Annotated in this window: 16 protein-coding genes, 1 tRNA gene and 1 pseudogene; 7 read left to right on the forward strand and 11 right to left on the reverse strand. The window is 73.2% G+C overall.

The window, feature by feature from the left end; genetic code table 11:
- Positions 1 to 273: 273 nt before the first annotated feature.
- From ACIP89_RS01640 to ACIP89_RS01655, 4 genes are all read right to left on the reverse strand, one after another.
- Positions 274 to 1128, reverse strand: coding sequence for an ABC transporter permease (locus ACIP89_RS01640; protein ID WP_401921572.1), 855 nt, complete (start codon positions 1126 to 1128; stop codon positions 274 to 276).
- Complete coding sequence (locus ACIP89_RS01645) at positions 1088 to 1948, reverse strand: ABC transporter ATP-binding protein (RefSeq protein WP_401921571.1); 861 nt, start codon at positions 1946 to 1948, stop codon at positions 1088 to 1090. Before ACIP89_RS01645 ends, ACIP89_RS01640 begins: the two co-directional genes overlap by 41 nt.
- Entirely contained in the window at positions 1945 to 2400 is a 456-nt protein-coding gene (locus ACIP89_RS01650) for a MarR family winged helix-turn-helix transcriptional regulator (RefSeq protein WP_401921569.1), read from the reverse strand. Before ACIP89_RS01650 ends, ACIP89_RS01645 begins: the two co-directional genes overlap by 4 nt.
- A 205-nt stretch (positions 2401 to 2605) precedes the next feature.
- Positions 2606 to 2678 (reverse strand) — tRNA-Arg (locus ACIP89_RS01655).
- A 316-nt stretch (positions 2679 to 2994) separates the two neighbouring features.
- Here ACIP89_RS01655 and ACIP89_RS01660 point away from each other — a divergent pair.
- The 7 genes and pseudogenes from ACIP89_RS01660 to ACIP89_RS01690 all read left to right on the forward strand — a co-directional run bounded on the left by ACIP89_RS01660 (position 2995) and on the right by ACIP89_RS01690 (position 12249).
- Entirely contained in the window at positions 2995 to 4647 is a 1653-nt protein-coding gene (locus tag ACIP89_RS01660) for a dynamin family protein (protein WP_401922346.1), read from the forward strand.
- Positions 4635 to 6794, forward strand: a complete 2160-nt coding sequence (locus ACIP89_RS01665; protein ID WP_402112380.1) for a GTPase — start codon at positions 4635 to 4637, stop codon at positions 6792 to 6794. The genes ACIP89_RS01660 and ACIP89_RS01665 overlap by 13 nt, the downstream gene beginning before the upstream one ends.
- A gap of 103 nt (positions 6795 to 6897) precedes the next feature.
- Positions 6898 to 7302, forward strand: a pseudogene (locus ACIP89_RS01670) (single-stranded DNA-binding protein); the annotation flags it as partial.
- Positions 7303 to 7806: 504 nt separating this feature from the next.
- Entirely contained in the window at positions 7807 to 9264 is a 1458-nt protein-coding gene (locus ACIP89_RS01675) for an LAETG motif-containing sortase-dependent surface protein (protein WP_402112383.1), read from the forward strand.
- Positions 9265 to 9470: 206 nt separating this feature from the next.
- Complete coding sequence (gene ettA, locus ACIP89_RS01680; RefSeq protein WP_401921565.1) at positions 9471 to 11135, forward strand: energy-dependent translational throttle protein EttA; 1665 nt, start codon at positions 9471 to 9473, stop codon at positions 11133 to 11135.
- Between the two features lie 5 nt (positions 11136 to 11140).
- Complete coding sequence (locus tag ACIP89_RS01685) at positions 11141 to 11563, forward strand: acyl-CoA thioesterase (protein ID WP_401922081.1); 423 nt, start codon at positions 11141 to 11143, stop codon at positions 11561 to 11563.
- A complete protein-coding gene (locus tag ACIP89_RS01690) occupies positions 11560 to 12249 on the forward strand; it encodes a hypothetical protein (protein ID WP_401921564.1) in 690 nt (229 codons plus the stop codon). The genes ACIP89_RS01685 and ACIP89_RS01690 overlap by 4 nt, the downstream gene beginning before the upstream one ends.
- 95 nt (positions 12250 to 12344) lie before the next feature.
- Here ACIP89_RS01690 and ACIP89_RS01695 read toward each other — a convergent pair whose 3' ends face one another.
- The 7 genes from ACIP89_RS01695 to ACIP89_RS01725 form a co-directional block, all read right to left on the reverse strand.
- Complete coding sequence (locus ACIP89_RS01695; protein WP_402112385.1) at positions 12345 to 13394, reverse strand: DUF2804 domain-containing protein; 1050 nt, start codon at positions 13392 to 13394, stop codon at positions 12345 to 12347.
- Between the two features lie 89 nt (positions 13395 to 13483).
- Positions 13484 to 14446, reverse strand: coding sequence for an ABC transporter ATP-binding protein (locus ACIP89_RS01700; RefSeq protein ID WP_401921561.1), 963 nt, complete (start codon positions 14444 to 14446; stop codon positions 13484 to 13486).
- Positions 14443 to 17241 (reverse strand): ABC transporter permease, encoded by a 2799-nt coding sequence (locus ACIP89_RS01705; protein WP_402112388.1) that lies wholly within the window; start codon positions 17239 to 17241, stop codon positions 14443 to 14445. The genes ACIP89_RS01700 and ACIP89_RS01705 overlap by 4 nt, the downstream gene beginning before the upstream one ends.
- Before the next feature lie 16 nt (positions 17242 to 17257).
- Positions 17258 to 20584, reverse strand: coding sequence for an FtsX-like permease family protein (locus ACIP89_RS01710; RefSeq protein WP_402112390.1), 3327 nt, complete (start codon positions 20582 to 20584; stop codon positions 17258 to 17260).
- 168 nt (positions 20585 to 20752) lie between these two features.
- Complete coding sequence (locus tag ACIP89_RS01715; RefSeq protein ID WP_024494326.1) at positions 20753 to 21157, reverse strand: globin; 405 nt, start codon at positions 21155 to 21157, stop codon at positions 20753 to 20755.
- A gap of 109 nt (positions 21158 to 21266) precedes the next feature.
- The gene (locus tag ACIP89_RS01720) at positions 21267 to 22616 is read right to left on the reverse strand and encodes an FHA domain-containing protein (protein WP_402112392.1); all 1350 of its coding nucleotides are present in this window, start codon (positions 22614 to 22616) and stop codon (positions 21267 to 21269) included.
- A gap of 107 nt (positions 22617 to 22723) precedes the next feature.
- Entirely contained in the window at positions 22724 to 24082 is a 1359-nt protein-coding gene (locus ACIP89_RS01725; RefSeq protein ID WP_401921556.1) for a VWA domain-containing protein, read from the reverse strand.
- Between the last annotated feature and the right edge of the window lie 89 nt (positions 24083 to 24171).

Raw genomic sequence — 24171 nt, forward strand, 5'->3', positions numbered from 1 at the left:
GTCACGCTCACGGTGCTGCCGGCGCCGCTCGGACACCCTCCGGGCGGCGCCGGCGCCGGCGCGGTGGTGATCATGGGACGGCCTCCGGGAGGGCAGCGGCCGGGAAGGGACCGGGGCCGGGCCGGCCCCGGACGGTGATGACGGTGATCATGGTGATCGAGTCCTGCTCGTTGAGCCGGATCTGCGTCGAACGGCGCGCCGGAGAGGGCGGGTCCGCCGGAGTACCGGCCGCCGCCCGGCCGCGGGGCACCGGCAGCGGCTGCCCCCATGGCGTCAGCGGGCGAGCCGGCCGAGCAGGGAACCGGCGGCCACGATGCCGACGGCGGCGGCGAAGGCCAGCACCCCGAAGTCCAGGCCGAGATGGGACGGGGCGCCGATCAGCAGGCCGCGCAGGGCGTCCACCTGGTAGCTCAGCGGGTTCACCTTGCTGACCGCCTGGAGCCAGCCGGGCATGAGGGCGACGGGGTAGAGCGCGTTGGAGGCGAAGAACAGCGGCATCGTGATCGCCTGTCCGATGCCCATCAGCCGGTCACGGGTGAGCACGATCCCGGCGATGGTCATCGACAGGCACGAGAAGAACGCCGAGGCGAGCACGACGACCACGGCCACACCGAGCAGATGCAGCGGGTTCCAGCTCATGCCGACGCCGAGCAGGGCGGCGATCACGATGACGACGACGGCCTGGATCACGGCCTTCACCCCGGCGGCGAACGCCTTGCCGGTCACGAGGGCGGACCGGGGGGTCGGTGTGACCATGAGTTTGGTGAGGACGCCGGAGTCCCGCTCCCAGATGATCATGATGCCGTAGAAGATCGCGATGAACATGGCCGACTGGGCGATGATCCCGGGCGCCAGGAAGTCGAGATAGGGGACGCCGCCGGTGGGGATGGCGTGGATGCGGGAGAACGTCGTACCGAAGATCAGCAGCCACAGCGCGGGCTGGACGGCACGGGTGTAGATCTCCGTCCGGTCGTGCATCAGCTTCTGCAGTTCGACGGCGCACATCGCGCCGACCCGGGCCGGTACGACCCGCCAGCCGGTGCGCGGCGGTGGCGGGGTGAGCAGCAGGGTGAAGCGCGGATCGGGCTCAGCCGCGCCGGGTCGCGGTGCGGCGGGTACGTCGGACATCGTTGAACGCTCCCTTCTCCGCCTCGGACCCGGGGTCGTCCAGTCCGCTTCCGGAGTGGTGCCGGAAGACGTCCTCCAGGGACGGCGGCGGGGCGGCGGGTTCGCCGGATTCCCGGCGGTGGGCGACCAGTTCGCCCTTCAGCTCGACGGGGGTGCCGAGCGCGCGGAGCCTGCCGAGGTGCATCAGGGCGAGCCGGTCGCAGCGGCGGTCGGCCTCGTCCATGGAGTGCGTGGTGACCAGCACGGTCATCCCGGTGCCGGTCCGGATCTCGTTGATCCGGTCCCAGACGCTGTCGCGGGCGATCGGGTCCAGGCCGATCGTCGGCTCGTCCAGGATCAGCAGGCGGGGGGCGCTGACCAGGGCCTGGGCCAGTTCGAGGCGGCGCACCATGCCCCCGGAGTACGTGGCGGCGAGCCGCCCGGCGACATCGCCCAGGCCGACGGCGTCCAGCGCCTGGGCGACCCGGGCCGCGCGCCGGCGGCGGGGCACGTCGTACACCCGGGCGAAGAGCTGGACGTTCTCCAGGCCGGTGAGCCCGGCGTCGGCCGACAACTGCTGCGGCACGTAGCCGAGCAGGCGCCGCACCGCCATCTGCTCCCGGGCGGCGTCATGGCCGAACACCTCGACGGCTCCGGCCGGGACGGGCAGCAGGGTGGTGATGGCGCGCATGGTGGTGGTCTTGCCCGCGCCGTTCGGCCCGAGGAGCCCGAACACCTCCCCGGGCCGGACCAGCAGGTCCAGCCCGTCGACGGCCTTCGAGCCGCCGAAGCTGTAGCTCAGGGCGGTGCAGCGGACAGCGGGCGCGGTGTACGTGGTCACGCGGTCTCATCCCCCTCACGCATCGACGCGGCGAGTCTGTGCAGGGCCGGGAGTGCGGCGGTGAGCGCCGCGCGGTCCCCGGCGTCGAGCCCGGCCAGGTGCCGGCGGAAGAGCGCCGCCCGGCGGGCATGCCACTCATGCAGCCTCTCCACTCCGGCGGGCGTGGGGTACAGCAGCGCCGCGCGCCCGTCCCCGGGATCCTTCTCCCGCCGCAGCAGCCCTTCCGCGGCCAGGTGGTTCACCAGCGTGCTCACCGAGTTGGCCGCCAGGGAGAGGCTCCGCGCGGCCGACGAGACGCGCACGCCGGGCTCGGTCACCACCAGCCGCAACAGCTCGGCGTGCGCCCCGCGCATCCTCGGAGCGGAAGAGCCGCTCCACAGCCTGCGCCGGGCGAGCCGCTGGATACGGGGCAGGAGCCCGGCGAGCTCGTCGGAGAGTTCGCCCACCTTCATCACGCCATTTTAGCTCTGCATACGAACTAATGTCATGGCCCACGACCTCGCCGGGGAGCCGAATCCGCGCCCGACCGCCGCGCGCCCGGCCTTGCCCCCGTCCTTCCGGACGGACTTACGCCGTCACTACGCCGGTCTCGCTAACGTCCCTCCGACCAGCAAAAAGGCCCTCCCGTGGGAGGGCCCGACATCGGCTGGGCTGAAGCGCCCCCGGCAGGACTCGAACCTGCGGCCAAGCGCTTAGAAGGCGCCTGCTCTATCCACTGAGCTACGGGGGCCGGGTGGTGGCCTCGGTGACCTGGAGCCCTGGGACCCGGGCGGTCCGCGACCTGCCGGGACAAGGATAGGGCTCCGAACGCCTGGACCCGGTTGCTTCACCTGCGTGGCACGATGTGGAGGTTCGGTGAAGCGAAACGATAATCGCAGGTAGGTGCGATTCATGCATAGCTTTTGGCGCCTCACGCCCCGGGCGTTGTGCACTCGTTATGCCTGCGCCCCACTCGTCCCCTCTGTCCGGAGGAGGAACCGCCGCGCAGAGGGGGTTATACGCTTCAAAAAGGCGCCAAAATTGGGCATTCTTCGCATGTGGTGACCTTGGACGTACGGCCTCAGCTCATCGACGCACTCTCCGCCCTGCGCGACCGTGTCGCTGCCGTGCGTCTTCCACTCCCGCTGCCGGGCGCTCCACGCGCCAGGCAGACCAGGATCGAGCTGCTCGCCCAGCTCGACGACTACCTGCTGCCCCGGCTCAAGGACCCCGAGGCCCCCCTGCTGGTTGTCATCGGCGGGTCCACCGGCGCGGGCAAGTCGACGCTCGTCAACTCCCTGGTGGGGCGCCGGGTCAGCGAGGCAGGGGTGCTGCGGCCGACCACCCGCACCCCGGTGCTGGTCTGCCATCCGGATGATCACCACTGGTTCGCCGACATCCGGGTGCTCCCGCAGCTGACCCGGGTCTGGCTGTCGCCCGAGGAGTCCGTGAACCCCGGCCAGTGCGACCACCTCGACGGGGCCGGCGGGAAGGCCGCGGAGGAGGGGACCGCGCTCCGCGTCGAGACCGCCGGCGGGCTGCCGCGCGGGCTCGCCCTGCTGGACGCCCCCGACATCGACTCGCTCGTCGTGCGCAACCGGGTGCTGGCCGCCGAACTCGTCTGCGCGGCGGACATCTGGGTGATGGTGACCACCGCCGCCCGGTACGCCGACGCCGTGCCCTGGCACCTGCTGCGCACCGCCAAGGAGTACGACGCCTCGCTCGTCACCGTCCTGGACCGGGTGCCGCACCAGGTGATCGCCGAGGTCTCGCGGCAGTACGGGGCGCTCCTCACCAAGGCCGGTCTCGGCGAGGTGCCCCGCTTCACCATCCCCGAACTGCCCGAGTCGGCGGGCGGCGGCAGCGGACTGCTTCCCACCACGGCGGTCGCCCCGCTGCGTGCCTGGCTCACCCACCGCGCGCAGGACCCGGCGGCCCGGCAGCAGGCGGTGGGGCGTACGGCGGCCGGGGTGATCGACTCGCTCGATGTCCGGCTGCCCGCGCTCGCCGGAGCCGTCGCGGCCCAGTACGCGGCCGCCGTACGGCTGACCGGAGTCGTCGAGGACGCGTACCGGAAGGAGGGCGCACGGGTGCGGCGGCGGCTGCGGAACGGCGGCGCGCTCGCCGGCGACGCCCGCACCAGGTGGCGCGGCTACCCGCTGTACAGCACCACGGAAGAAGTCCTCGAAGCCCTGGTGGAGAGCCTCGCCGCACTCCTGGAGTGCGCGGTGGCGGCCGCCGACGAACAGATCCGGACGACCTGGCGGCGGGAGCCGGCGGCCGCGGTCTTCGGCTTCGAGGCGGTGGGCCGGGAAGAGGGCGGATGGGGGCCGGCCGAGGACATCCGGGGCCGGATCGCCATGACCGTACGGCGCTGGCGCAGGGTCCTGGAGGAGCTGGCGGAGGAAGAGGTGCGCCTCATGGAACGCAACGCCGCGCCCGATGCGGAGACCGTCGCGGCCCTGCTGGCCGCCGCCCTGCTCGGCGGCCGACGGGCCCGTGCCGCCGGCGAACAGCTGGCCGAACGCATCGGCGCGCAGGGCGCCCTGAGGCTGTGCGACAAGGGCGGGGCACTGCTCACCAGCTATCTCGACCAGGTGCTCGGGGGCGAACGCGACCGGCGCCTCGCCCCGCTGGACGCACTCGACGTGGCACCGGAGCCGCAAGCAGAACTGATCGCCGCGCTGTCCGTACTGCAGAAGGAGAGGTGGCAGCGATGACTGCCGTCACTGACGAGGGTCCGGGCCGGGGACAAGAACCGCGGTCCGAGCCGCGGTCCGAGCCGGGGTCCGAGCCGGGGCGCGGCCCGGACGGGGGTTCCGCCCCCGGAGAGGACCGCGCGGAGGACCGGCCGGAGGGCCTGGCGGAGGACGGTGCGCACGGCCGGCCGAAGGGCCTGGCGGAGGACGGCACCGAGGACAAGGCGCGAGGCCTGCTGAAGGGCCTTGCGGAGGACGGTACCGAGGACGGGGCGCGGGACCTGGCGAAGGGCCTTGCGGAGGACGGCACCGAGGACGGGGCGCGGGGCCTGGCGAAGGGCAGGAGGACGGACCCGGGCGGGACGGGCTGTGGCTGGGACGACGGTCTCATCGCCCGCCGCGCCGCCGCCGTGGCCGTCCCTCAGGAGACGCCCGCCGCCGCCCCGGAGGACGACGGCCGGCCGCAGGTCGAGGCGTACGTTCCCTCCGGCAGTCCGCTCGGCCCCCGCCTGGACGCCCTGCGTGAGCTCGTCGGGCTCTCCAGGGCCCGGCTCGACCGGACCGACCTCGCGGAGGCGGGCCGGGTGCTCGACGAGGCAGCCGCCCGGCAGCGGCTCTCCTCCCGGCACACCGTCGTCGCCATCGCCGGAGCGAGCGGCAGCGGCAAGTCGACGCTCTTCAACTCCCTGGCGGGCGCGCAGATCTCCGAGGCCGGGCTGCGCAGGCCGACCACCGCCTCGCCCATCGCCTGCTCGTGGACGGACGGCGCCGCGGGGCTGCTGGACCGGCTGGCGATCCCGGGGCGGCTCAGGCGCCGGCCGCAGCAGGGCGGGGCGGCGGCCGACGAGGCGCTCCAGGGGCTCGTCCTGGTCGACCTGCCGGACCACGACTCTGCGGCGGCCGGGCACCGTGAACAGGTGGACCGGGTGCTGGCGCTGGTCGACGCGGTGGTCTGGGTCGTGGACCCGGAGAAGTACGCGGACGCCGCGCTGCACGAGCGCTACCTGCGCCCGCTCGCCGGCCACGCCGAGGTCACCTTCGTCGTCCTCAACCAGATCGACCGGCTGCCCGGAGACGCCGCCGACCAGGTCCTGGACGACCTGCGCCGGCTGCTCGACGAGGACGGAATGGCCCTCGGCGAGCACGGCGACCCGGGCGCCACCGTGCTGTCGCTGTCCGCGCTCACCGGCGAGGGGGTGGGCGAACTGCGCGAACTCCTGGGCCGGTTCGTCCAGGAGCGCACGGCCGCGACGCGCCGGCTCTCCGCCGATGTGGACGCCGCCGCCGCCAGGCTCCGCCCGGTGTACGTGGCCGAGGGACGGACCGGGCTGGGGGAGCGGGCCAGGGAGGAGTTCGCCGACCGGCTCGCGGAGGCCGTCGGCGCCGCCGCGGCCGGTCAGGCGGCGGAGCGCGAATGGCGCCGCAACGCGGGCCGGGCGTGCGGGACGCCGTGGCTGCGGCTGTGGCGCTGGTACGAGTCCACCCGGCATCCCCGGCTGCTGGACCGGACGGCGTTCACCGCCCCGCCGGAGGAGCAGCTCACCGCACGTCAGCGGGTTGAGCAGGCGGTACGCACGGTCGCGGACGACGCCGTCGACGGGCTGCCCGGGCCGTGGGCGCAAGCGGTGCGCGAGGCCGCGGTGCACGGCGCGCGGGGGCTGCCGGAGGCGCTCGACGAACTGGCCGGGCGCGCCGCTGCGGCGCCGGGGCGGGGCGCGGAGAACGACGCCGGTGAGCCGGCGGAACCCGGCGCGCGGACCGGGGCGCGGACCGGGGCGCACCGGGGGCGGGCCTCCACCAGGCCCCCGCGCCCGGCCTGGTGGCCCGCGGCCGTACTGGCGCAGGTGGCGATGACGCTGCTGCAGATCTTCGGCGGCCTGTGGCTGATCGGCCAGATCATCGGTGTGCTCGAACCGGGGCTGCTGACGCCCGCTCTGGTGATGCTGGCGGGGATCGTCGGCGGCCCGCTGGTGGAGTGGTCGTGCGCGGCGGCGGCCCGGGGGCCCGCACGGCGGTACGGCCAGGAGGCCGAACGCAGGCTGCGCGAGGCTGCGGCCGCCTGCGGGCGGGCCCGGGTGCTCGATCCGGTCTCCGCGGAACTGGTGCGCTATCGCGAGGTGCGGGAGCGCTTTGTGGCGGTGACGGAGTTTTCCACAACGGGCCGTTAGTCCACAGGCGCCAGCAGGAATTCCGCCTCCCCCTCAGCATGGGATCAGCGACCGGCCGCAGGGGCGCGGGTCACTGTATCCAGTGCGAGGGGGAGGCGGAGTCATGAACGAGACCTTGGTGACGCTGGTGGGCAATGCGGCCACCGGTGTGGAGTTCCGGGAGACCCGGAGCGGGGGAATGGCGCGATTCCGGTTCGCGGTGACGCCGCGGCGGTGGGACCGGGAGAAACAGCTCTGGTCGGACGGGCACACCAGCTTCTACACCGTGTGGGCATGGCGCACCCTGGCGTCCAATCTGACGGGTTCCGTCTCAGTCGGTGAACCCCTGGTGGTGCACGGCAGGCTGAAGGTGCGTGAGGAGGAACGGGAGGGGCAGCGAAGGACGTTCGTGGACATCGAGGCGACGGCGGTGGGCCACGATCTGACCAGGGGGACGTCAGCGTTCCGACGGGTGGTCAGGGCGGACCCGGGGCTGGTGTCGCGGACCGGTGGTGCGGTCGCGGGCGAGCCGGACGAGTGGGCGGTGCGCGAGGTGTCCGGGCGGGACCGGCCGGCGACGACACCGCGGGAGCGGGGCGAACAGCCCGAGCAGCGGGAGCGGCTGAGCCCCGGGGAACAACTGGAACAACTGGATCAGCCGGATCAGCCGGATCAGGGGGAGCGGCTGGACCAGGCGGACCAGGCGGACCAGGCGGAGCGGCAAGATCGGCGGGGAGGGCAGGCCGGTCGGCCGGACCGGGTGGAGCGTCCGGCGGCCAGGCGCCGGGTGGTTCGCCGGAAAAACGGGCCCGAGCTCGTGTCCGCGCCCTGACCGGCGGCACCAACCACCGCCGTTCCAGGCGCTGGCGGGGATAACGATTCCGAGTCGGAATGGTTATCCGAAGGTATGACGGGGGACTGTGCTTCGCTTCGTACTTAGGATTCCCCAGTACTCACAGGGCACTTGAGTCGGCAGGCGGGACAATCCCCACACGCGCACCAGGCGCGAGGGTCTCGCCCGGAGGGGAATTCTGTGTTTTTTGCTTCTTCAGCGACCGCTTCGTCATCCAGGGCGACGGTCAATTCCCGACGGATCCGGGGCATATCGCGCCTGGCGGCGTCGGTGGCGGCATCCGGTCTGGTCATCGCGGGCACGCTCGCAGGCGCGGGCGGCGCGGCTGCCGACGAGGCGCCGCAGCACCAGGGCGGCGCGAGCGCGGTACTCGACGGGTTGAAGACGTACGATGTCGCGGTACTGCACGCGGACGGCAAGGACCAGGAGCTGCCGGCCGGGCTCTTCGAGATGACCGTGGACGGCGGCGGCAAGCTCAAGACGTACTGCATCGACATCCACAACCCCACCCAGGACCAGGCGAAGTACCTGGAGACCCCCTGGTCCCAGACCTCGCTGGGCGGCAACAAGGACGCCGGACGGATCCGCTGGATCCTTGAGCACTCCTACCCGCAGGTGGACGACCTCTCGGCACTCGCGGAGGCGGCGGGCACCGGGCCGCTCACCGAGAAGACCGCGGCCGCGGGCACCCAGGTGGCCATCTGGCGCTTCTCGGACAACGCCGACGTCGACGCGTCGGACAGCCAGGCGGAGAAGCTCGCCGACTGGCTGCAGAAGTCCGCCACCGACACGGCGGAGCCCAAGGCGTCCCTCTCGCTGGAAACCCCCGCCGTGTCCGGCCGGTCCGGTGAGCGGCTGGGACCGGTCACCGTCCGCACCAACGCCGGTCAGGTCTCGGTGGCCCCGCCCGCCGACTCCGCCAGCGGCGTCAAGGTCACCGACAAGAAGGGCACGGCCGTCACCGCGGCGGCCGACGGCACCGAGCTGTACTTCGACGTTCCGGCCGCCGCCGCCGACGGCTCGGCCTCGCTGACCGTCCAGGCCACCACCTCGGTACCGGTCGGCCGGGCCTTCGCCGGTGTGACCAAGAGCCAGACCCAGATCCTGGCCGGCTCCAGCGAGTCCACGGTCTCCGCGAGCGCCACCGCGACCTGGGCCAAGAAGGGCGCGATGCCCGCGGTCTCCGCCAAGAAGAACTGCGCCAAGGGCGGTGTGGACGTCACCGCGAGCAACCAGGGCGACGAGGCGTTCACCTTCGAGCTGGCCGGGACGGAGCACACCGTCGCGGCGGGCAAGTCCGCGACGGTGACCGTGCCGGTCGCTGAGGACCAGGCGTACGACTTCACCGTCACCGGTCCTGGCGGGTTCACGAAGACGTTCAGCGGCGTGCTGGACTGCAAGACCAGCAGCCCCGCCTCCAGCACCACCGGCGGCCTCGACACCCAGACCGCCGACCAGCCCAGCACGACCACCGCAACCGCGGGCGGCGGCTCCACGGGCGCCGAGGGTGACCTCGCCGAGACCGGAAGCTCCAACGCCACCCCGATCATCGCGGGGATCGCGGTCGCCCTCGTCGTCATCGGCGGCGGCGCGGTCTTCTTCCTCCGCCGGCGCAAGGGCCAGACCGCCGGTCAGTGATGAACCGTAGGCACACGGTGACGATGTGCTGATGACAGCCCCGGTACGCGACCGCGTACCGGGGCTGTCGCGTACCCCGGGCCAGGGCCGGGGCGTTCCGGGGAGCAAGAAGGCGGGTACCGCGGGCAGTACTGGTTTCCATCCGGGCACGGACGTCAGGCAAGATGGGTGTATCTGCCCACTCATCGATTGCCGGACGGTTTCTCTTGGCTGAGTACATCTACACGATGCGCAAGACACGCAAGGCGCACGGCGACAAGGTCATCCTTGACGACGTCACGCTGAGCTTCCTGCCCGGCGCGAAGATCGGTGTGGTGGGCCCCAACGGTGCCGGTAAGTCCACGGTGCTGAAGATCATGGCGGGCCTGGAGCAGCCGTCCAACGGCGACGCCTTCCTGTCGCCCGGGTTCAGCGTCGGCATCCTCATGCAGGAGCCCCACCTCGACGAGTCGAAGTCCGTGCTGGAGAACGTCCAGGACGGCGCCGCCGAGATCATGGGCAAGCTGAAGCGGTTCAACGAGGTCGCCGAGGAAATGGCGACCGACTACACCGACGCGCTCATGGACGAGATGGGCAAGCTCCAGGAGGACCTGGACCACGCCAACGCGTGGGACCTGGACGCTCAGCTGGAGCAGGCCATGGACGCCCTGGGCTGCCCGCCCGGCGACTGGCCGGTCACCACGCTCTCCGGTGGCGAGAAGCGCCGCGTGGCGCTCTGCAAGCTGCTCATCGAGGCCCCGGACCTGCTGCTGCTCGACGAGCCCACCAACCACCTCGACGCCGAGTCGGTGAACTGGCTGGAGCAGCACCTCTCGAAGTACGCGGGCGCGGTGGTGGCCGTGACCCACGACCGGTACTTCCTGAACAACGTCGCCGAGTGGATCCTTGAGCTCGACCGCGGCCGCGCCATCCCCTACGAGGGCAACTACTCCACCTACCTGGAGAAGAAGGCCACCCGCCTCAAGGTCGAGGGCCGCAAGGACGAGAAGCGTCAGAAGCGGCTCAAGGAAGAGCTGGAGTGGGTCCGCTCCAACGCCAAGGGCCGGCAGACCAAGTCCAAGGCACGTCTCGCCCGGTACGAGGAGATGGCGGCCGAGGCGGACAAGATGCGGAAGCTGGACTTCGAGGAGATCCAGATCCCGCCGGGCCCGCGGCTCGGTTCCATCGTCGTCGAGGTCGAGAACCTCTCCAAGGCCTTCGGTGACAAGGTCCTCATCGACGACCTGTCGTTCACGCTGCCGCGCAACGGCATCGTCGGCATCATCGGCCCGAACGGCGCGGGCAAGACCACGCTGTTCAAGATGATCCAGGGCCTGGAGACGCCGGACTCCGGCGCCATCAAGGTCGGCGACACGGTCAAGATCTCCTACGTCGACCAGTCCCGCGCCAACATCGATCCGAAGAAGACCCTCTGGGCCGTCGTGTCGGACGAGCTGGACTACATCAACGTCGGCCAGGTCGAGATGCCCTCGCGGGCCTACGTCTCCGCGTTCGGCTTCAAGGGCCCGGACCAGCAGAAGCCGGCCGGGGTCCTCTCCGGTGGTGAGCGCAACCGCCTCAACCTGGCGCTGACGCTCAAGGAGGGCGGCAACCTGCTGCTCCTCGACGAGCCCACCAACGACCTCGACGTCGAGACCCTGTCCTCGCTGGAGAACGCACTCCTGGAGTTCCCGGGCGCGGCCGTGGTCATCTCCCACGACCGCTGGTTCCTGGACCGCGTCGCCACGCACATCCTGGCGTACGAGGGCGACTCCAAGTGGTACTGGTTCGAGGGCAACTTCGAGTCGTACGAGAAGAACAAGGTCGAGCGCCTCGGTGCGGACGCGGCCCGTCCGCACCGCGCCACGTACAAGAAGCTCACGCGAGGCTGATCGTCTTGGCACGTCACATCTACAGCTGCCCGCTGCGCTGGTCGGACATGGATGCCTTCGGCCACGTCAACAACGTGGTCTTCCTCCGCTACCTGGAGGAGGCGCGCATCGACTTCATGTTCCGGCTGGCGCCGGGCGACGGCTCGCCGTCGTTCGCGGGCGGCTCCGTCGTGGCCCGGCACGAGATCGACTACGTCCGGCCGCTGGTCCACCGGCACACGCCGGTCACCGTCGAGTCCTGGGTCACGAAGATCGGTGCCGCGTCGCTGACGATCGCCTACGAGGTCAAGGACCCCGACCAGGTGTACGTACGGGCGTCGACCATCGTCGTGCCGTACGACCTGGCCGAGGAGCGCCCGCGGCGGATCTCCGCGGAGGAGAAGCTCTTCCTCCAGAAGTACCTGGCCGAGGAGCCCGCTGCGGCATGACCGTGCCCGTGCAGTCGCTGCTGTTCGCCGACGCGAGGGAGGCCGCGGATCTCGCGGCCTTCCTCGGCCGGCTGCTCCACTACGACCGGGCCGCCGCCGTACGCCTCCAGGCGGGCGGCGGGGCGCTCGCCGTGTTCGGCCGGCCGCCGTCGTTCGAGGTCCTGGCGATCCGGGCGGTGCGCCTCGCGGACACGCATGACTTCGACGTCACGGTGTCGGCCGGCGAACTCCTCGAATCCCTGGACGTCGAGGGACCGGACGCCGGTGCCGGGGCGCTGCCCCAGCCGGTGACCGGACCGCCCTGGACGGGCGTGCTGCCTCCGCGCGGCGGCTGGCAGGAGTGCCGCCCGGCACTGCCCGGCCCCGTCGCCCTGGGTACGGCGCTGAGCGCCGCCGTGAAGGAGTTCCGGGCGCGCGACGAGGCACTGCCGGAGGACCGGCGTACGCGGACCGAGCGTGAGCTCATCGGACGCGACATCTGGTCCCGGACCGTCGGCGGCACGGAGCTCCCGCTGCGCGCCGTGCACGCGGCACAGGCCCTCGGCTTCCTCCGGTCCGCGCCCGACTTCCCCGTCGCGCTGCTCGCGGCGGGGGCGTGGCTGCGGCTGCGCACCCCGTTCGGCGCGATCGCCCTGCGCCGCGCCGGTGCCGGACTGGGCCCGCTCGGCGTCTCCGTGGGCGGCTAGGGCCGGTCCGGCGGATCACGGCCGGGGCGCGCCTGATCCACCGGACAGGACCCAGGGCCCTTCGGCCCTGACCAGGAGCGGATCGGACAGCCGGTTCACCAGCGCATGTGAACGTCCTCGGCCCAGCCCAGCAGCCGTTCCACCACGATCTCTTCGCCGTCGTCGGTGCGGATGCGGCCGTCGTAATGGCCGAAGCACTGATCGGTGCGGTTGGCGATCAGACCGGCCTCCGTGCGTGCCGACCGGTTGTGGAACGGGGTGAACGTCAGGTCGACCTGGCCCGACGAGGGCGTACGGATGGTCCACGGGGCGAGGGGGTCGGCCGTCGACCACCGCCAGTCCAGCTCCTCGCCGATCTTGGTGAGCCTGCCGTCCACGCAGAGCCCGTTCTCGGTGGAGCCGGTGCCCGCCGTCCAGCGTCCGCCGAACTGGAGGCCCACCGTGTGTCCGCCGGTGCGTCCGGAGGCGGCGCCCCAGTTCCAGTCGACCGTACGCGGCCAGCGGCCCCGGCCGTGGTCCAGGACGGCCCAGGTGTCGTCCCCGTCGAACTCCAGGAACTCCGTGCCGATCCTGACCCGGCCGGACGCGGGGAGCGCGGTGTGCTTGGAGGTGTACTGGAAGCGCCGGTCGCTCCACGGCACCACGACGGAGAGCGATTCGTGTCCCGGCTCCCGGGCGACCAGCAGGTCCACCTCCAGCGGCACCCGGTCCGCGGTCAGACAACGGGCCCTCAGCCGGGTCCCGGCGCCCTCGTCGCGGATCTCGATCCGCACCTTGCCACCGGACGGCCGCGCGGGTCCGACCACCACGTCCTCCGAGCCGGAGGCGCCCGCCACGGTCTCGGGGAGCGCGGTGCCGAAGCCGCCGGGGACGATCGCGGTGCGCTCCGACTCCAGCCCGCCCGGGGCGTATTCGAGCAGGTAGACCGTGTTCAGGGCGAGGAAGTCGAGGTCACTGACGGTCAGCGCCACCAGATGGGTGGGCGTCGTCACGCACCAGTACTCCCAGCGCTTCGTCCGGCCCCAGCCGCGCAGATTGGCGCGGTGCAGCGGCACCCGGGACCAGCCGACCGCCGCCGGATCGAGACGGCCGTCGGGCAGACAGAGATCGACGGGCTCGGTGATCTCGTGCTCGTGCGTCGCCATGCGGGGAGCCTACAGCGGGCCGGGGGACGCGCCCGGTCCGCACTCCGCGGTACGTCTCCGGGCCGCGGTACGCCTCCGGGCAGGCCCGCTCACTCCGGCTCGCGGGCGTCCGGCCACACCCCGATGTGGTCCTGCTCCAGCTCCAGCAGCACCCGGTGCTCCATGCCCAGCGACTCCGTGTAGTCCGAGGGCAGTTGCAGCCTGCCCGCCCGGTCGAGCATCGCGTACTCGCGGGCCACCTGGGACTCCTGGCCCGTCGCCGCGTCGACCTCGGTGCGGCGCAGCACCTCGAAGGAGGTCCGGCCGTCCCGGATGGCGACCGTGCGGCGGACCTCGTTCGCGACCGCCTGGTCGTGCGTGACGATCACGATCGTCGTGCCCAGCTCCTCGTTGGCGCGGCGGAAGGCGGCGAAGACCTGTTCGCCGGTGGCCGAGTCCAGCTCCCCGGTCGGCTCGTCCGCGAGCAGCACCTTGGGGGAGTTGGCCAGCGAGACCGCGATCGCCACCCGCTGCTGCTGACCGCCCGACATCTGCCTCGGGCGCCGGTCACGGCAGTCCGCCACCTCCAGCATCGCCAGCAACGACTCGGCGCGCGCGGCCCGTTCACGGTTGCGCCCGCCGCCGCGCAGCTGCATCGGCAGCGTGACGTTCTGGATCGCCGTCAGATAAGGCAGGAGATTGCGGGCGGTCTGCTGCCAGACGAACCCGACGACGTCCCGGCGGTAGCGGAGCCGCTCCTTCTGCCCCATCGACAGCAGATCGCAGCCCGCCACCTTCGCCGCGCCCGCCGTGGGCACGTCGAGACCCGCCAGGATGTTCATCAGCGTCGACTTGCCGCTGCCGGACGCGCCGACCAGCGCCAGCAACTCGCCCTCGGCGACCAGCAGATCCAGACCCTGGAGGGCCTGCACCTCCACCCCGTCCGTGGTGAAGATGCGCACCAGCCGGTCGCAGGAGATCAGCGCGTCGTGCCCGTACGAGGGCCGGTCGCGGCGTGCGGCGGCCCGCTGTTCGAGTTCCGCCAGCGTGGCATCGGTCGACGGAGTCGTCATCGGGAGTCTCCTGCCCTGAGTTCGGTGATCGAGCCGCGGCGGCCGGTCCACCAGGCCTGTACACCGGCCACCGCGGCGGTGAGGACGACCACGCCGAGTGCCGGCAGGACCATGGACCACGCATCCGCCCGCAGCGGTGCGTCGTAGAGCAGACCGGAGCCCGGCCCGGTCGCGAGCGCGAGGTGCACCAGATCGACGCCCGGTGCCAGCAGCGCGATGGTGGCCCGGCCGACGAGCAGGCCGCCCACGGCCGCGAGCAGCGCCTGGGGCATGGCCTCGTAGCCCAGCAGGCGTCCGCCCTGCCGGGTGCCGATGCCCATGGTGCGCAGCCGGGCCAGCAGTGTGGTGCGCTCCGGGGCGGTGCGGAGCAGGGAGAGGAGCACGGCGAGCAGGGCGTAGCCCGCGCCGGCCGCGATCGCCGCCGCGTAGATCCGCTCTGCGCCGACCTGCATGGGGGTGTCCACGTAGGCCGCGCGCGCCTCGGAGCGCAGCCGCACGGTGAGGCCCTTGCCCGCTTTGTGGGCCGTCGCGCGCAGTGTCTCGGCGTCGAGCCGGTCGCCGGTGAGCAGCAGGGCGGTGGTCTGCCGGTGGGTGAGGGCCGAGGCGTCGACGACCATGAAGGAGGTGTCGGTGACGGCGGGGGTGTGCGCGACCGTGCCCGCCACCCGGACCCTGAAGTCCCCGGCCATCGACTGGAGATCGCGCGGCCGGTTCCCGAGCCGCTGGGCGACGGCCGGCGAGGCGAGGACCGGCAGTACCCGGTCCTTGGAGGGCATCGTGCCCTTCGGGGGCGGCGGTCCGGTGTACTTCAGCCGGTCCGCGGTGAAGCCGCCGACGCCGGTGGACCGGGCCAGCCGGGCGTAGCTGGCCGGGTCGACGCCGATCAGGGTGGTGCCCTGCGCGTCCTCGAAGCCGCGCTCGGGCGGCGGCAGCGAGACGCCGTACTCGATCTGCACGGGCGCCACCTCCCGTACGCCGTCCGCCCCGGACACCGTACGGACCAGGCTGTCCGGCAGCGGCGCGGAGTCGGCCTCGCCGCTGATCCGGGCGTCCGCGCCGGTCGCGAGGACCGCCGCGGTGTCCCGGGCGGCCGCGACCCCCGCGAGGACCGAGCCGCCGAACGCCGCCGTCGTCAGCGCGACCAGCAGCGCCAGCAGCGGCAGCGTGCCGGCGGCCGAGGAGCGTCCGGCGCGGGCCAGCGCCAGGAAGCCGATGGCGCCGCGCAGCCGCGCCACGGAGCGCAGTGCGAGCCGCAGCGGCAGCGGGTAGAGCCGGACGAGCACCAGCGCCGCGATCAGCGCGACCAGCACGGGGGCGGCGCTGGCCAGGAGGTCGGTGCCCCCCTCGCCGCCCGTGCCGCGCCGGCGCAGGGCGACGACCGCGCCGACGGCCAGCACCAGCAGGGTCAGCTCGGCGACGGTGCGCCGCCGGGACGGCCGCACGCTCACCAGGTCGTCGCGGCCGCCGTGCGGTCGTGGTTTGCGGTGCGTCAGCACGGTACGGAGCGGAAGCGCGGCGCAGACCAGTACGCCTACCGCCGCCGCCCCGGCGGCCGAGGGCCACAGCCGGCCCCCGCCGGTCACCAGCACCGCGAGCAGCAGGCCCAGCGCGGCGGCGGGCACGGCCGTCACCGCGGTCTCGGCGAGCAGCCGGCCCCCGATGGACCGCAGGGAGCCGCCCCGGGCCCGGAGCAGCGCGAGTTCGTCGTGGCGGCGGCCGGCGATCAGGCCGCCCGTCATCAGCAGCACGATGGCGGCGACGGCCCCGATGCCGACGGCGGCGACAGTGACGACGGGGCGGATCGCCTGCCGCGTCCCCTCGTACGTGCTGACGATCTCGTCCAGGTCGGTCGTCACCGTCGCGGTCGCACCGGCGGACGCGCGCACCTTCAGCAGCCCGGGGCCGCCCTCCAGGGAGGCAACGGAGGAGCGGAGCCGGTCCGTGTCGAGGGTGGTCAGCCGCGCGACGTCCGGCATGATCCGCCAGTACGCCTCCGGCTGCCCGGTGGTCGTGAGCAGCGCCGGCGCGGCGTCCGGGGGCAGCAGCAGCGCCGCCGTCCAGTAGTAGCGCGGCTCGGTCTTCGACGGCTTGGCCACCAGCGAGGGGGTGCGCAGCAACTGCTCGGCCGACCAGTAGGCGGCCTTCGGGCGCAGCGGGGTGACGATGCCGGTGATCCGTACCGTGAACCGCCCGCCCCTGGCGACCGGTACGGAGACGGCCGAGCCGACCTTGATCCGCAGTGCCTTCGCGGTCTCCTCGGTGACCGCCGCCTCCACCTCCGCGGTGCCGGAGGTGACCTTGCCTCGGACGGTCGGCCACGTGCCCGCGCGCAGGGTGGCGTGCTCGGGCAGTCCCGACTGCGTCGTGTACGTCAGCTCCGGGTCGATGCCGTAGGGGCGGGGGAGCCAGGGCTCGGTTGCGGGGATCGGGTCCGTCGTCCGGAGCCCGTACGCGGACTGGCTGGCGTCGGCCCGCAGCGGACCTGGCAGCCCGGCCAGCAGCGCCCGGTGCACGGAGCCCAGCGACTCGTCCCGCACCGCCTTCTCGCGCGCCGCCTCCGGCAGCTGGAGGCCCGGCGGCGGACTGCTGACCTCCAGGACGCTGCGCCTGGGGGAGGCGGCGTCGAGGTCGTGGCGCAGTCCCTCGCCCTCGTACCGGTCGACGGCCCGTGGGAACGCGGCGGCCAGGAACGCCGTCAGCAGCACCAGCAGCCCGAGCGCGCAGGCCGCCCCCGGGGCGGTGCGCAGCCGGGTCCGTACCCATGGCGCGCAGGCGGCGGTCGTGCGGGAGAACATCGGACGCGGGCTCATCTCAGTTGTCCCCCTGGTGGCGCAGCGAGACCGCCGGGTCCGTGCGCCGGAGCGCGAGGACCGCGACGATCAGCAACGGCAGGGCGGCGAAGGCGGCGAGCAGCACCGCGACCTGTCCGGCGGGCAGTTGCACAGAGACGTCAGGTACGGGCCGGGCGGCCTGTCCGGTCAGCACGACGAGCGGCACCACCGCCCGGGTCAGCAGGGCCCCGAGGACCGCCCCCACCAGCAGCCCGATGGCGATCAGTACGCCCTGTTCGGCGGCGATCATGCGGGCCAGCCGCCGCCGTGGCGCCCCCAGCGCCCGCAGGACCGCGAACTCCGCGGACCGTTCACGCCGCGAGCCGACCGCCGTCACCGCGAAGCCGACCCCGGCCAGCGCCGCCGCCACGACCGCCACGGCCAGCAGCGCGGACTGCGGGCCCGCCCCCAGCGGATCGCTCACCAGCTCGTCCGCGGCCTCGTCCCGTACCTGGACCTGCGCCGGATCGGTGTCGGCCCGTGCCCGGAGCGCGGCCGCCACCTCGGCACTGCGGCCGGGAGCGGTGCTGAGCCACCACTCGGTGGCGGTGAGCACGGCGCCGCCCCGCTCCGCGAAGACCTGGCTGACGGCCCTGAGGTCGAGGAGCAGCGCGCCGCCGTCCCGGGCCGCCCGTGTCTGTCCGGAGGACAAGGAGGTGGAGGACAGGGAGGCGGTGGAGCCCGGACCGGTCGTCGGGAGCGCGTGGACGGTCCGCACGATCTTCACCCGGACCGTCTCACCGGCCAGCGTCACGTCCACGCTCTGCCCGGTCCTGGCACCGGAGGCCTTCAAATAGGCGTCCGTGGCCACACCGTTCAGCGTGGCCGCCCGGGGGCGCGCTGCGGTGATCCGCACATTGAGGGCCGGCACCGCTTCCTCGGCCGTGACGGAGCCGGTCGGGTAGTCGAGGGTGAGCGGCTGCGCGGCTGAACCGGCCGGATGCAGCGCGGGGCCCGGCTGGACCTCCCCGAACGCGTCGGTGCTCAGGGCCGCCCGCCAGCGGAATCCGCCGGGGACCGGGACCGGCCGTTCGGCGCCGCCCCCGGTCACGGTCCGCAGCCCGCTGACGGTGAGCCGGTGCGATTCGCCCCGCCCGACCGGCTGCGCGCTGTCCAGCTCGAACCCGGTCACCGACAGCTCACCGGCCGGGTCCACCTTCAGCGAGAGCGGATGCCCCTTCCCGTCCACCGGTACGGAACCGGCGACCACCCGGTACGGGATGCCGTAACGGTCCTCCAGCAGCACGGTGACCACCGGACTCGTGCCGGAACGCGCGGTGTTCCCGGTCTTCGGCCCGGACGCTATGCGCAGATCGAGGCGGAGCCGGGTGCTGCCGGGCGGCAGCAGCAGTCCCGGCCGTGTGGTGCGGGGCGGTGCGAGGGAGCCGAACAGACGGCCCGTGGCCCCGTCGGCGAGGTCGTCGCGCATCAGCATCCGCTCGTCGGCGTGCGCGGTGTCCAGGGCCAGCACCTCGGCCGTGCGGCCGCCGGAGAGCTCCACCGACGTCCGGAACGCGGGCGCCGCCTGCCGTACCCCCGGCAGCCGCGCGTACGCGCCCGAGCGCGCCGGGTCCGCGTTGACGCCGCCCAGCACCCGGACCGGGGCGCCGGACCTGAAGTCGGCCTGGTCCCGCTGCGAACGGTCCCACGAGGCGCTCTGGCCGATCGCCAGCATGCCCATCGCGACCGACAGCACCAGCAGCAGCACCGGACCCGCGCCGCGCAGCGGCCGACGGCTGAACTGCCAGCCGGCCAGCGCCGTGACGAGCCCCCGGCCGCCGGCCGCCCACCGCTCCGCGAGCCTGGCCGCGGGCGGCAGTAGCCGCAGCGTCACCACGGTGCCCGCGAGCAGGGCCAGGGCGGGCGCGACGACCAGCAGCGGATCGATGCCGAGGCCGCCCGCCCGGTCGCCGCTGAGCGCACCGCTGCCCGCGCCCCCGGTCTGCCGGTCGAGCTGCCAGTACGCCACCCCGGCGACCGCCAGCAGCCCGATGTCCGCCCCCGCGCGCACCGGCGCGGGCAGGGCGGCGGCGCGGGTGGAGCGGCGTCCGCCGGCGCTCGCGGCGAGCGCCGGCGCCACCACGGCGAGCGCGCAGGCCAGTGCGGTGACGGCGGCCACCAGCCACACCGTGCCGGTGGCGGTCCCGCCGAGCCGCAGCCCGATCCGGGACAGCTCGCTGCGGTCCGCCAGGAGCCGGGTCAGCGGTCCGGCGAGCAGCGGGGCGACGACGGCGGCGGGCAGCGCGAGCAGCAGCGCCTCGATCGCGGCGAACGAGGTGATCCGGGCGCGCGATCCGCCGCGCGCCCGCAGCAGTTCCGTCTCGCCGCCGCGCTCGCTGCTCAGCAGCCGGGCCACCAGCAGCAGCGTGTAACCGGCCAGCAGCACCAGCTGCACGGCCACGATCATCAGCGTCGAGCGGGAGACGAGCAGCCCCCGGTCGATCTGGTCGAGAACGGTGGGCAGCTGGGTCCGGGCGCTCGCCCCGTTCTTGAGCTCGGGTGCGGCGAGCAGCTGCCTGGGACCCTCGGTCGCCGCGTCGCGCAGCGCGGCCATCCGGTCCGTGGTGAGGGTACGGAAGTCGGCCGACGCCAGATAGGAGACCTCGCCGGAACTGGTTCGGCCCGAGCCGAGCACCGCGGGGTCGGTGAGCAGCGGTCCGTACGTCGTGAAGACGACCCGGCGGACGCCGCGCCCGCCGGCCGCGTCCAGCTGCCAGTACGGATCGGCCTGGTCCGAGGCCTCGTAGAGACCGGTGACGAGGATCTGCTGCAGCTTGCCGCCGATCCGGTCGGTGAGCGTCAGCCGGGCGCCCGGCTTCAGCCCGAGGGCCTCCGCGGCGGTGCCCGGCAGCGCGACCTGGACCGGCTCTCCGGGCTTCCCCGCCCCGGCCGCGGGCATCCGGCCCCCGGTGAGCCGGACACGGCTGAGGTCGAGCGAGGCGAAGTGGGTGAGGTCGGGGTCGCCGCGGCGGGCGGCCGGGGTCTGGAGACCGCGCGGCAGCGCGTACGGGCCCGACGCCTCCAGCTTCCGCACGGTCACCGGAAGGCCGTCGAACGTGGTGCGGGCGGCCTTGCGCGCCGAGGCGTCGAGGGCGTCCCGCTGATCGGGCGCGACCTGCGCCGATATGAGGAGGGACGCGTCGGCGGCGGACCGGTGGGTGAGGGTGTGGCGCAGCGCGGCGTCGCCGATGGAGCCGGAGAAGGCGGTGAGCGCGGCCAGGACGGAGGTGGTGAGCAGCACGGCCAGCACGGCCGCGGCGAGGAGGAGCCGGTGCGCCCTCACCCGCAGTAGAACGAACCCCGTCACCCTGCCCCACTCTCATCGCATGAACACGCCCCCCGGCGTTGCATGGATGCTTTCAGAGTGGAGCTGCCGCGGTATACCGCCCTTGGCCACACCTTGATGGGATCGTGACCGTTATCCGGCGGCGGAGTACCGGATTCCGTACACGTTCCGGTGCGTCCCGGCCGGGACTCAGCCCTCGGTGTTCACCATCGAGGCGGCCGCGTAGGTGAGGTAGTCCCAGAGCTGCCGCTCGTGCTCCGGGGCCAGTCCGAGCTCGTCGAGCGCCACCCGCATGTGGCTCAGCCAGGCGTCGTGCGCGGCCCGGTCCACCCGGAACGGTACGTGCCGCATCCGCAGCCGGGGGTGTCCGCGCTGGTCACTGTAGGTGCGCGGGCCGCCCCAGTACTGGATCAGGAACAGCGTGAACCGCTCCTCGGCCGGGCCCAGATCCTCCTCCGGGTACATCGGCCGCAGCAGCGGGTCCCCGGCCACGCCCTGGTAGAAGCGGTGGACCAGGCGCCGGAAGGTCTCCTCGCCGCCGACCAGCTCGTAGAAGGTCAGCTCCTGCACTGTGTCGCGCGGGTTCTCAGTCACCTGTCCATCGTCGCAGACGCCGCGGCGGGGGACAGGGGCCCGGTGGATCCTGATGATCACAGCGGCCGGCGAGGGTGCCCCTCACCGGCCGTGCGCCGTGCCCGGGACGTCAGCCCCGGCGGATCGTGATCGTCGTCCACGCCCCGACGTGCACCTGGTCGCCGTCCTGGAGCGGAACGGGGACGTAGGGCTGGATCGGGTCCTCGGCGCCGTTGAGCGTGGTGCCGTTGGTGGAGTTCTGGTCCACCACGGCCCAGCTGTTGTCCGGCTGCTGCACCAGTACCGCGTGCTGGTGCGAGACGCCCGGGTCCTCCGGGGGCACGGACAGGTCGATGTCGGGGGACTCGCCCGTGCTGTGCCGGCGGCGGCCGATCGTGATCTGGCTGCCGGTCAGCGGAAGGTGCTGCTCCGGGGAGTACGCGGGCAGGTTGAGCCCGGTGGCCTCGGGACCGCTGCGCTGCATCATCGCCAGGAAGTAGTCACGGTCCGGAGCGACGACGGCCGCCCAGCTCGTGGACGCCTGCCCCTGACCCGGTACCTGACCCGGTCCCTGGTCCTGGCCCATGCCGGGGCCCTGGTTCTGCCCGGGGTAGGGCTGCTGCTGCATCGGCGGCTGCGGGGCCTGGGGCTGCGCCGGCGGCGAAAGCATCCAGTCGTCGTTGCCGGGCCGCTCGGCCTGCGGCGGGGGCGCCGGGGCGGAAGGGTCGAAGACCGGGGGAGCCGTCTGCTGGAACGCGGGCGCGGCACTCTGCTGCTGGAACGAGGGCGGCGGGGGCGAGCCCTGCGACGAGCTCTGCTGCTGGGCGTGCTGCTGCCCCTGCGGGAACCCCTGCTGCTGGCTGCCGTGCTGACCCTGCGGAAAGCCCTGCTGGTGGCCGTGCTGTCCCTGCGGACCGGGCTGCCCCTGCGGGCTCTGACCGGGGCCCTGCTGGAACGGAGCCGGCGGAGGCGGCGGGCCCTGCTGCCCGTGCTGTCCCGGGAACGGCGGCTGACCGGGGCCGGGCTGACCGGGACCGGAGGAGAGCGGTTCGGCCGGCCGGTTCACCTGCGAGGGGCGCGAGCCCTGGTACTCGAAGGGGTCGCGGGGCTGCGGAGGTCCGGGCGGCTGGCCCGGGAAGCCCTGAGGCGGGCTGATTCCGGGGACGGGGCCGCCGGGACCGGGCGGTCCGCTCGGTCCGCCGTGCTGCGGGGCCAGCGGCGTGTACGAGGTCGCGGTGTTCGTGAGGAAGTTCCAGCGGCACTCCTCGCAGAACGGCGCCATCGCCTCCCTCGGGGTGCGGCACTGCGGGCAGATGTCGGCCTGGGCGGTCGCGTCCGGGCCGGGGCTCGGCGGATATCCGTAGCCGGGAGCGGGCGGCGGGGGAGGCGGCGGCGGGACGGCGGCCCCGGCCACGCGATGGCCGCAGACCTCGCACCAGTCCTCGGAACCCGACTGGTGTCCGTTCGGGCAGGTCGGCATGTCGGCGCTTCCCCCTCTCCTCGTCCGGCCCAGGGGGCCGTCATTTTTCTTGCTTCGCCGCCCGGCGGACGGATCCGGCCGGGCGGCTCATCAGTGCGGATATGTGGTTACTTCTTGACGCGGACGGTCTTCGTGGAGCGCGTTTCGAGTGTCATCTCGTCCGCTTCCGCGACCTTCGCCTTCAGTCGCACAGTACCTGTCGCCGCGTCGACGACGTCTACCACCTTCGAAAGCAGTTTCGCGGTATCCGCGTTCCCCGACGCCGACGCCAGCTGCACCGCGCGGCCGAGTTTGGCCGTCGCGCCGTCGAAGTCTCCCGACTTGCGGGCATCGAGCCCCTGCTGGATGACTTGTGCCAGTTCCGCCTGGCCCGTGTAGTGCGCGACCTGCGGATTGATCGACGTCGAGGCCACCATGTCGTCCGTCCACACCGCCCGTACCAGCCCCTGCGAAAGGGTCTGGGGCGCGCCGCCCGAGGGGTCGGGAAGGATCAGCGAGACCCTGGCCGCCAGCATCTCCTGTCCGATACCGGCCTCCGGTACCTGCACGCACACGTGGTAGTCACGGGACTCGTCGCCCCAGGAGCCGGTGGGGTAGTCGCCCGCACGCGGTCCCGCCTCCGTACGGCGGTCGGTCAGCTCGGCGACCGTCGGCGCGACCTGCTTGACGAACTTGATCTCCACGCCGACCGGGGTCCAGAGCCGCAGCGCGACGTCCGCGACCTCCTTGCCCATCACGTTCTCCATCATCTGCGTGAAGTCCGCGGCCAGCCCCGCCGGATCGGCGACGATGTCGGCGGTGCCGAGCAGCGCGGAGGCGATCGCTGTGACCTCTTTCACTTCCCAGTCGGTGCCGACCCCGCGGGCGTCACAGGTGAACCGGCCCGCACACGCGTCGAGCGCGGCCCGCAGATCCTCCGGCGCCTCGTGCTCGTTGCGTCCGTCGGTCAGCAGGATGCCGTGCCGGATGCTCACGTCCGTGGAGCTCAGCAGCCGGTCGGCCAGCCGCAGCCACGTCCCGATCGCGGTACCGCCGCCCGCGCTGAGCCGGCGCAGCGCCCCCTTCGCCTGCGCCTTGGTCTGCGGACCGGCCGTGGCGAGCCGTCCGCCGCCCGGGTAGACCTCCCTGGCGACGTGCGTACCGTCGATCACGGCGAAGGAGGTGCCGTCGCGCAGGGTGTCGATGGCCGCCGACGTCGCATCGCGGGCGTTGCGCATCTTCGTGGGCGGGTAGTCCATCGAACCCGAGCAGTCCACCATGATCACCACGGCGGCGTTCGGCGCCTGTCCCGGCAGGTGCGAGGACGCGTGGGCGGCGCTCGTCAGCGGAACCCCGCCCGTGGTGCCACCGCCGGTCGAGGTGACGGTGATGATGCCGTTGACCTCGCGGCCGCCCTCGGGCAGGAATTCGTTCTGGTACACCTCGACGGAGAACTGCGGCACGTTCGACTTGGAGAAGTTGGCCATCTGATCGGCTCCTTGAGGCTCCACGTGTCAGATGAAGACAGATTTACGGACAAAGTCATCGGAAGGGCAAAGTCATCGGAAGGGCAGGC

The sequence above is a fragment of the Streptomyces sp. NPDC088730 genome, from assembly GCF_044751215.1.
GTDB lineage: Bacteria > Actinomycetota > Actinomycetes > Streptomycetales > Streptomycetaceae > Streptomyces.

Coding starts and splice junctions, on each gene's coding strand:
- ACIP89_RS01700 (WP_401921561.1), bottom strand. CDS start 14,446: ATGACGACTCCGTCGACCGATGCCACGCTGGCGGAACTCGAACAGCGG.
- ACIP89_RS01705 (WP_402112388.1), bottom strand. CDS start 17,241: ATGTTCTCCCGCACGACCGCCGCCTGCGCGCCATGGGTACGGACCCGG.
- ACIP89_RS01725 (WP_401921556.1), bottom strand. CDS start 24,082: ATGGCCAACTTCTCCAAGTCGAACGTGCCGCAGTTCTCCGTCGAGGTG.
- ACIP89_RS01720 (WP_402112392.1), bottom strand. CDS start 22,616: ATGCCGACCTGCCCGAACGGACACCAGTCGGGTTCCGAGGACTGGTGC.
- ACIP89_RS01650 (WP_401921569.1), bottom strand. CDS start 2,400: ATGAAGGTGGGCGAACTCTCCGACGAGCTCGCCGGGCTCCTGCCCCGT.
- ACIP89_RS01640 (WP_401921572.1), bottom strand. CDS start 1,128: ATGTCCGACGTACCCGCCGCACCGCGACCCGGCGCGGCTGAGCCCGAT.
- ACIP89_RS01695 (WP_402112385.1), bottom strand. CDS start 13,394: ATGGCGACGCACGAGCACGAGATCACCGAGCCCGTCGATCTCTGTCTG.
- ACIP89_RS01690 (WP_401921564.1), top strand. CDS start 11,560: ATGACCGTGCCCGTGCAGTCGCTGCTGTTCGCCGACGCGAGGGAGGCC.